The sequence below is a fragment of the Rhodococcus jostii NBRC 16295 genome, from assembly GCF_001894825.1.
Lineage (GTDB): Bacteria > Actinomycetota > Actinomycetes > Mycobacteriales > Mycobacteriaceae > Rhodococcus_F > Rhodococcus_F jostii.
Map to the genome: position 1 here is coordinate 36,640 of NZ_BCWY01000078.1, position 7,803 is coordinate 44,442.

Consider the following 7,803-nt stretch of genomic DNA (forward strand, 5'->3'; position numbering starts at 1 on the left):
TCAGTACGACCGCGGCAGGCCGAGAACCTGCTGCGAGACGTAGTTGCGCACCATCTCCTGCGAGAACGGCGCGTTGCGCAGGAGTCGCACCTCCCGCCACAGCCGCTCGATGTGGTACTCCTTCGCATACGCGTAGCCGCCCAGTGTCGAGAACACCCGGTCGCACGCTTCGAAGCCGGCCTCGGCGCCGAGGTACTTCGCTGCCGCGGCCTCGTGTCCGCACTCCTGCTTGTCGTCGAAGAGTTTCGCGGCGTGCATCGCCATGCGTTCGGCCGCCTCGAGACGGATCCACGAGTCCGCGAGCGGATGGGCGACGGCCTGGTTCTGGCCGATCGGGCGATCGAACACCACCCGGTTCTTCGCGTACTCGGTGCCGATCTCGAGGGCCGCGCGGCCGAGGCCGATGCCCTCCATCGCGACGACGATGCGTTCGGGGTTGAGTCCGTCGATGATGTAGTAGAAGCCCTTGTCGACCTCGCCGACCACGTCCTCGTCGGCCACGAACAGGTTGTCGATGAACAGTTCGTTGGTGTCGATGGCCGCGCGGCCGAGCTTGTCGATCTCGCGGATCGTGACGTGCTTGGGGTCGAGTTCGGCGAAGAAGATCGTCATCCCGTGCAGCGGCTTGTCGTCGCGCCGCGGCGCCGTGCGGGCCAGCAGCAGGATGCGGTGCGCGTTCTGGGCGTTGGTGATGAACACCTTCTGGCCGTTGATGACCCAGCCGCCGTCGACCTTGGTCGCCTTCGTCTTGATGCGGGACGTGTCGACACCGGCGGTCGGCTCGGTGATGCCGAACGCGGTGAGCATCTCACCCGAGGCCAGCTTGGGGAGATACTTCTTCTTCATCTCCTCCGAGCCGTACCGGACGATCGGCGCCGGCGGGAAGACGTAGAAGTGGATCGCCGAGCCACCGCTCATGCCGCCGCCGGAGGATGCGATCTCGCCCATCATCACGGCGGCTTCCTGCAGGCCCAGACCGATCCCGCCGTACTCCTCCGGGATCATCGCGCCGAGCCAGCCCCCGTCCGCGAAGGCCTTGATGAAATCCCAGGGGTATTCGTGCTTGTTGTCCTTGTCGAGCCAGTAGTTGTTGTCGAACTTCCGCGCCAGCTCGCGAGTCGCCTTGCGGACGATCTCGATGTTGCTTTCGGTGTCGAAATCTGCCATCTCAGTACTCCTAGTCTTCGCCCGCGTACACGGGAATGTCCTCGAGCGGCGTCGCCGGGTCGAGCGACGACATGTCGCCGATCGGGGCACCGATGAACCGCGACCGGATGGCGCGGCGCATGATCTTTCCGTTCTTCGTCTTCGGCAGCGTCTGCACCGCATACACCTCGGGCGCAAAGGATTTGCTCGCGTTCGCCAGCGCCGTCGCCTGCAGGTCGTCGTTGTCGACACCGTCGGCGCGCAGCACCGCGAACGCCACCGCCCGCTGACCGCGCATCTCGTCCGGCACGCCGATCACCGCGACCTCCGTGATCCGGTTGTCCCGCAGCAGGGCGGCCTCGATCTCGGCCGGCCCCACGCGGCGCCCGGAGAGCTTGATCGTGTCGTCCGAGCGGCCGTGGATCCGCCACATGCCCGCAGAGTCGACGCTCGCGAGGTCGCCGTGTACCCAGACGCCGTCCCAGCGACTCCAGTAGGTGTCCAGGTAGCGGTCCCGGTCCTGCCAGAAGGCGTGCGTCATCCCGGGGAACGTGTTGAGCACCGCGAGTTCGCCGATCTGCCCGACGACGGGCCTGCCGTCGTCATCGAGCACCGCGGCATCGACGCCGGGCAGCGGCCCGGTGAATGCCGCCGGTGCGGCCGGCAGGAACGGGTAGCCGACGAGGATGCCGCCACCGACCTCGGTGCCGCCGCTGTAGTTGACGATCGCGCGCTCTTGCCCGCCGACCTCGTCGAACAGCCAGAACCAGGTCGGCTCGTCCCAGGCCTCGCCGGTGGAGACGAACGTCTTCAGGGTCGGCATCGCCGGAGCGCTGCCGTCGCCCGCCGCCTTGAGTGCGCGCGCCGCCGTCGGCGCGATGCCCTGCACGGTGACACCGTTGCGGTTCACGATCTCCCACATACGATTCGATGTGGGGTGGGTGGGCAGGCCCTCGATCATCACGATGGTCGCGCCGAGCTGCAGCGGACCGGTCATGAGCATCGGGCCTACGAGCCAACCGAGGTCGGTGATCCAGGAGACCACGTCGTCGGCGTGCACGTCGAAGCCGTACGCGAAGTCGACCGCGGTCTTGGCCGCGAAACCGCCGTGCGAGTGCACGATTCCCTTCGGCCTGCCCGTGGTTCCGGACGTGTAGACGATCGCGAGCGGGTCGTTCGACTCGGTCTCGGCGGTCGGCACGGGTTCCGGATCGGCTGCCAGTTCGTCGTAGTAGACGTCGCGGCCGGCCTGCATCGGCACGTCGGTTCCCAGGTGCCGGATCACGACGACGGAGCGCACCGACGGCGCCTGCGCGAGTGCGGCGTCTGCGGTCGCCTTCATCTCGACGACCTTGTCGCGGCGCGTCGTGCCGTCGGCGGTCACCAGGAGGACGGCGTCCGAATCCTGCAGACGCGTGGCCAGGGCGTCGGGCGCATATCCACTGAACGTGGGCACCGCGACCGCGCCGATCATCGCGATCGCGAGAAAGGCCACGGCGGCCTCGGGCACGACCGGCATGAACAACACCACCCGATCGCCACGGCGCACTCCCAGGCCCGCGAGGTGTGCCGCGAACCGGCTCACCTCCGCCGCGAGCTCTGCGAAGGTCAGCGTGCGCCGCTGTCCCCCGTCGCCCTCGTAGACCACCGCGGTCTTACCGGAGAGGTCACCGCGGCCGTGCCGGAGGGCCGCCAGTTCGGCGACGTTGATCCGGCCGCCGGGGAACCATCTCGGGAATTCCTTGCCTTCGGACTCGTCGAGAACTCGGTCGAACGGCACCGAGAACTCGACGTCGAGGTCGGCGAGCGCCTCGTGCCAGAACCACTCGGGATCGGCGACGGCGCGACGACCCAGTTCGGCGACGGCGGCGGCATCGTCGCCGAAGCCCCAGCTCTTCATCGCCGCGAGCAGCCTCGCGCGCTCGCGCACCGCGGGTCCGGGAACCCAGGCAATGTCCTCGGGCTGGCTACTGATGCCCATTTCCGTGTTCTCCTCGTCTGGGACTGTCGGTCGTCGGGTCGGGATGAGCGATCAGGCCTGCGCGTCGGCCGACTTCTTGAGCATCAGGCCGACGCGGGTGGCGTCGCACACGATCTCGTCGCGCTGGTTGATGCCGTAGTGACGGAAGGTGACGATGCCGGAGTCGTTGCGACTCTTGGACTCCCGGGCCGATACGATCTCGGTGCGCACGTGGATGGTGTCACCGTGGAACACCGGCTTCGGGAACTTGATCGAGTCGAAGCCGAGGTTGCCGAGGGTGGTCCCATAGGTGGTGTCGTGCATCGAGATGCCGGCAACGAGGCCGAGGAGGAACAGGCTGTTCACCAGACGCTGCCCGTGGATGGAGTCCTTGCTGTATTCCGCATCCAGGTGGAGTGGTGCCATGTTCAGGGTCATCGTGCTGAACATGACGTTGTCGGTTTCGGTCACGGTGCGGCGCACCTCGTGATCGATAACCATTCCCGGTGCGAATTCCTCGAAGTACAAACCCGGCATGTGACGTCCTTTCTATCGAGCGACGACGAGTACGACTCTCGGTCGCTGCAGTTCGTAGCCTCACTCTAGGTTAAATATATTATGCATGCAAGAACGCAATGTTTAATGCTCAATGCATTGCGCAACCTTCGCAATGCGTGAATAGTATATGATGCACAGCACACAGCGTTGACGGTGTGATCTCGACGACAAGACTGAAGGACACCCTTACGTGAACAACACCGAAGAACACCTCATGACCGACCCCGTGCCCACGAAAGTCCCGCGGTCCGAACCGGCAACCGAACCTCGCAAGCTGACAGCGTGGGGCATCACGGGAATGCTCGTGGTGCTGTACCTCATGAATGCGTCCGACAAGGCGGTGTTCGGCCTCATCGCCCAGCCGCTCAGCGAGGACCTCGGGCTCAGTGCGTCACAGATCGGCTTCACTGGCAGCATGTTCTTCCTCGCCTTCAGCTTCGGCGGCTTCTTCGCGGGACCGATCAACAAGTTTCTCGCCCTCCGGTGGTCCATCGCGATCATCGCCGTGCTGTGGGGCGTCGTCATGCTGCCGCTCGTCGTGTGGTCGACGTTCGCGGTGCTGCTCGCGAGCCGGATGCTTCTCGGCCTCGCGGAGGGACCGACATCCGGTTTGCTGCACACCGCCGCCTACTCGTGGCACGCGCCCGCGAAGCGGGGGCTCCCGAGCGCGCTCATCATCAGCGGAAGCATGCTGGCCAAGATGGCAGTCGTCCCGATGCTCGCGCTGGTGGTGGCCGAGTACGGGTGGCGCGCGGCCATCATCGTGCTCAGTTTCGCGACCGCGCTGTGGTGCATCCCGTGGCTGCTGACCTGGCGACCGGGCCCGTATGTCGTGGGCGGGAAGAACACGTCGACCGACGACACCGACAGCGAGCCGGCGGTCGCCTGGCGGCGCCTGCTCACCACGCGAACCTTCGTGTCCGCCGTACTCGTCGCGATGAGCGCCTATGCGCTCATGACCGTCGTGCTCACCTGGTTGCCCTCATACTTCGAGCAGGGGTTGGGATACTCCCGCCTCGAGTCGGGCACATTGTTCGCCGCGCCGAGCTTCGTCGGGCTCGCAACGCTCATCGGCGGATCCTGGCTGAGCGACCGCGGGATCAGCCGCGGCATGTCGATCCGCCTGGTCCGCGTGGTCGTACCGTGCGTCGGCGTCATCGTCGCCGGGGTTCTGCTGCTGAGCCTGCCGGCCCTAGGGTCTCCGCTCCTCGCGGTCTGCGCGGTCTCGGTGGCGTACGGGCTGGTCGTCGCGGTGTTCCCGCTGCTCAATGCCGCGGTGATCGCGACGTGCCCGCCGCGCCAGACAGCCGGAGTCATCGGCGCCTTCTTCGCGTTGCAAGCCATCGGCGGGATCATCGGACCGTGGTCGATGGGAATCGTCGTCGATGCCTCGACGACGAAGATCGACGGCTACCAGGCGTCGTTCCAGTGCCTGGGCATAGTGGGCGCCATCGTCGCGATCGTCGCGCTGATTCTCGCCGACCCGGCGCGTGATCGCGAGCTCCTCCGCGTCACCCGCTGACCCGCAGCGAGCTTCCGATTTGTGCCCAGTACTTCTGACACCGTCAGAAGTACTGGGCACAATCGTCTGTCGACCAGCCGGCGCTAGTTCGGGCTGGTTGACCCGTTTCACCACTATATATATTATGTTTTCTAATTGCCGACATCGGCAAGACACACCTCGTCGAACGATCGGAGCGTGTTCCGTGAGAACATCACACACCGCACCGGATGTTGACGTCACTCCGGAGGAATGGCGGTTGCGCGCACGTTGCCGCGGCATGGACATCACCGTCTTCTACCTCGACGACGACACCGCGAAACCCCCACCGCAGCGCGTGCGCACCGCGAAGGATGTGTGTCGACAGTGCCCGGTGATCGATGAATGCCGCCAGTACGCCATCCATTTCGGCGAACAACACGGAGTGTGGGGCGGATTGACTCCGCGGGAACTCGGCGCCGCCAGAAAATGGAGCCGCTGGCAACGGTAACCACCGTCAAATGGCCATGTGTACTCGAGACCCTCGCGGCTGCACGGCCGATCTCACAACGTCGTTCAGGAACGCGGGTCCGCGGAACCGTCGACTTCGAACACCACCCCAGCCGCAAGATGCCGCCGGAGGAGATTGAGTGCCGCGTGCTGGAAGAGGAGGACGGCCTCGACGTTCGTCCCGAGGATGCGCGCGACCTCGACGGCCGGCAGTCTGTGGGCGAGGCGTAGTCGCAGCACGGTCCGGTGGCGGCTGGGGAGGGTGTCCACGAGGCTCGCGGGCCGGGTCGCCTCCTCGTCGTCGATGGTCACGACAGGCCTTTCTCTCGGATCGCACCGCTGTGGCCGACCCGATGTCCCAGGTGGAAGGGACCGGCGTCCCGATGGTCCGGGATCCTGCCGACACGGCTCCGGCGGCCCGCCCGGCGCTTTACGCTGAACGTCATGGCCGCTCTTCGCGCGGAGTGGATCAGAATCTGGCGCAACCCGGCAGACACCCTTGCGACCGTCGCGTTCAACGCCGTCCTGATGATCGGTGCCTGGTTCCTGCTGCCCCGGAACTGGTTGTTCGAGTGGACGGGACCGTCGGGTTTCGCCCTGGCCCTCGCCGGCTGGATGTATGCGGACGTCACCGCCACCAACGTGCTGGCACCGGACAGCGAGCGGGTTCTCGCCTCGCTCGACGACCGGGACGCGCTACGTGCGTTGCTTGCCGCCAAGGCGGTGGCGTTGTGGATGCTGATCGCCCCGCTGTGCGCGACGATCGCGGTCGTCGTCGGGTTCGCCGAGCAGGACTGGCTGTTCACCGCGGTGGTCGTCGCCGCGGTGGCGCTGTGTCCGTTCGGCGCGCTCGCCGGGACGAGCCTGGTCGGAATCTTCTTCCCGTACCACCAGCGTTCGCTGCGGTGGCGGTGGGAGCAACGCGCCCGGTGGCGCACCGTCGTCGTCCGGTGGCTGATCCTGCTGGTGATCCCCTACGGGGTGTTCCCGGCGTTCTCGGTGGCGATCGTCGTCGTCCCGGCCGTGTTGTGGCGCATCGTGAAACCGGCGGACGTGCACACCCGCATCGGCACCGCCGACTTCGCGGTATGCGTCGTTCTCGCCGTGATCGTCTCCGTGGTCATGTGGGTGGTGGCGCGCCGCATCGCCGTGTCACGGATACAACGGCACGCTCCGCTGGCGGATTACCTACGCGACCGCGACAGGGGCTGAGCCGCATCGCCGTCGGGTTCCTCCGTGACGGCGGCACCGCGCGCCAGCGCCACCGCGGCCATGACGACGGCGACCAGGGCGACGACGAGCACGGCGGTCACCTTCCGGTCGGCGTCGAGGTACTCACCGAGCACCACGAATCCGAGAAGCGACGCGACGAGCGGTTCCATCACGGTGGTGGCCGGGAGGGAGGCCTGCAGCGCACCGACCTGGAACGCCGACTGCTGCAGCGACACCGCGGCGGCACCCACGACGACCAGCGCGTACAACTCGATCGACGTGAACAGCGGCCTCGGCCCCTCACCCGCGAGGTGCACCACGCCCTTCGTCAGTACGGCGGCCACACCGAACAGCGCGCCGCCCGCCAATCCGAGCAGCAGGGCCCGGCGCGACCGGCTGCCCGTCCGCGCACCGAGCAGGCACGCGAGAACGAACGGCAGCCCGATCAGGCAGATGACGATCCAGTGCCGGGTTTCCGCGCGCTCGACTCCCGGTCGTGGGTCGCCGACCACGACGAGGACGGCGATCGCGGCGGTGAGGGCGGAGGCCCACAGCCAGTCGGTCAGCGTGACCGTACGGCCGGAGAATCGTGCGCCCAGCGGCAGCGCGAACAGCAGCGACAGCACGAGAAGGGGCTGCACCAGCAGCAGCGACCCGAGGCCGAGAGCGGCCGCCTGCAGCGCGTACCCGCCGATACCGACGACCGTGCCGAACCACCACACCGGCTGACGGACCAGCGACGTGATCGGTCCGAGCACGCCGACGCTGTCGTCCGGGACTTGCGCGGCACTGCGGTGACGGACCACCGTCCCGACGGCAATGCAGAGGGCGGCGCCGACTGCGAACACCACGGCGAGCACGGAGTCGGTCACAGTCACTCACTGTAAGTGCAGAATGTCCGGTTCGCCCGGTGACGTGAGCGCCGATGCGCACCCCC

The 7,803-nt window shown here is 66.9% G+C and carries 8 protein-coding genes; 3 read left to right on the forward strand and 5 right to left on the reverse strand.

What is annotated here, in order from left to right; all coding sequences use genetic code 11:
* The 3 genes from RJ1_RS34455 to RJ1_RS34465 are packed head-to-tail and all read right to left on the reverse strand — an operon-like array spanning window position 1 to window position 3,643.
* Entirely contained in the window at window positions 1-1,167 is a 1,167-nt protein-coding gene (locus RJ1_RS34455) for an acyl-CoA dehydrogenase family protein (RefSeq protein WP_005250148.1), read from the reverse strand.
* Window positions 1,168-1,177: 10 nt separating this feature from the next.
* Window positions 1,178-3,127 (reverse strand): AMP-binding protein, encoded by a 1,950-nt coding sequence (locus tag RJ1_RS34460; protein WP_073366930.1) that lies wholly within the window; start codon window positions 3,125-3,127, stop codon window positions 1,178-1,180.
* A 51-nt stretch (window positions 3,128-3,178) separates the two neighbouring features.
* The gene (locus RJ1_RS34465; RefSeq protein WP_073366931.1) at window positions 3,179-3,643 is read right to left on the reverse strand and encodes a MaoC family dehydratase; all 465 of its coding nucleotides are present in this window, start codon (window positions 3,641-3,643) and stop codon (window positions 3,179-3,181) included.
* Between the two features lie 211 nt (window positions 3,644-3,854).
* On the opposite strand from RJ1_RS34465, the gene RJ1_RS34470 reads away from it, so the two are divergent.
* Window positions 3,855-5,186, forward strand: coding sequence for an MFS transporter (locus RJ1_RS34470; protein ID WP_083400610.1), 1,332 nt, complete (start codon window positions 3,855-3,857; stop codon window positions 5,184-5,186).
* Window positions 5,187-5,370: 184 nt separating this feature from the next.
* Complete coding sequence (locus tag RJ1_RS34475) at window positions 5,371-5,655, forward strand: WhiB family transcriptional regulator (RefSeq protein WP_073366932.1); 285 nt, start codon at window positions 5,371-5,373, stop codon at window positions 5,653-5,655.
* 65 nt (window positions 5,656-5,720) lie between these two features.
* Here RJ1_RS34475 and RJ1_RS34480 read toward each other — a convergent pair whose 3' ends face one another.
* Window positions 5,721-5,966 (reverse strand): sigma factor-like helix-turn-helix DNA-binding protein, encoded by a 246-nt coding sequence (locus RJ1_RS34480; protein WP_073366933.1) that lies wholly within the window; start codon window positions 5,964-5,966, stop codon window positions 5,721-5,723.
* A 132-nt stretch (window positions 5,967-6,098) separates the two neighbouring features.
* Here RJ1_RS34480 and RJ1_RS34485 point away from each other — a divergent pair, with 132 nt between their 5' ends.
* Window positions 6,099-6,866: a hypothetical protein gene (locus RJ1_RS34485; protein WP_073366934.1), complete on the forward strand. Its 768-nt coding sequence runs from the start codon at window positions 6,099-6,101 to the stop codon at window positions 6,864-6,866.
* On the opposite strand, the gene RJ1_RS34490 is transcribed toward RJ1_RS34485, so the two are convergent.
* A complete protein-coding gene (locus RJ1_RS34490) occupies window positions 6,839-7,744 on the reverse strand; it encodes a DMT family transporter (protein WP_083400608.1) in 906 nt (301 codons plus the stop codon). The genes RJ1_RS34485 and RJ1_RS34490 overlap by 28 nt on opposite strands.
* Between the last annotated feature and the right edge of the window lie 59 nt (window positions 7,745-7,803).

What these genes read in the sequence shown, in the direction of transcription:
- RJ1_RS34455 (WP_005250148.1), bottom strand. Translation starts at nt 1,167, where the DNA reads ATGGCAGATTTCGACACCGAAAGCAACATCGAGATCGTCCGCAAGGCG.
- RJ1_RS34465 (WP_073366931.1), bottom strand. Translation starts at nt 3,643, where the DNA reads ATGCCGGGTTTGTACTTCGAGGAATTCGCACCGGGAATGGTTATCGAT.
- RJ1_RS34485 (WP_073366934.1), top strand. Translation starts at nt 6,099, where the DNA reads ATGGCCGCTCTTCGCGCGGAGTGGATCAGAATCTGGCGCAACCCGGCA.
- RJ1_RS34460 (WP_073366930.1), bottom strand. Translation starts at nt 3,127, where the DNA reads ATGGGCATCAGTAGCCAGCCCGAGGACATTGCCTGGGTTCCCGGACCC.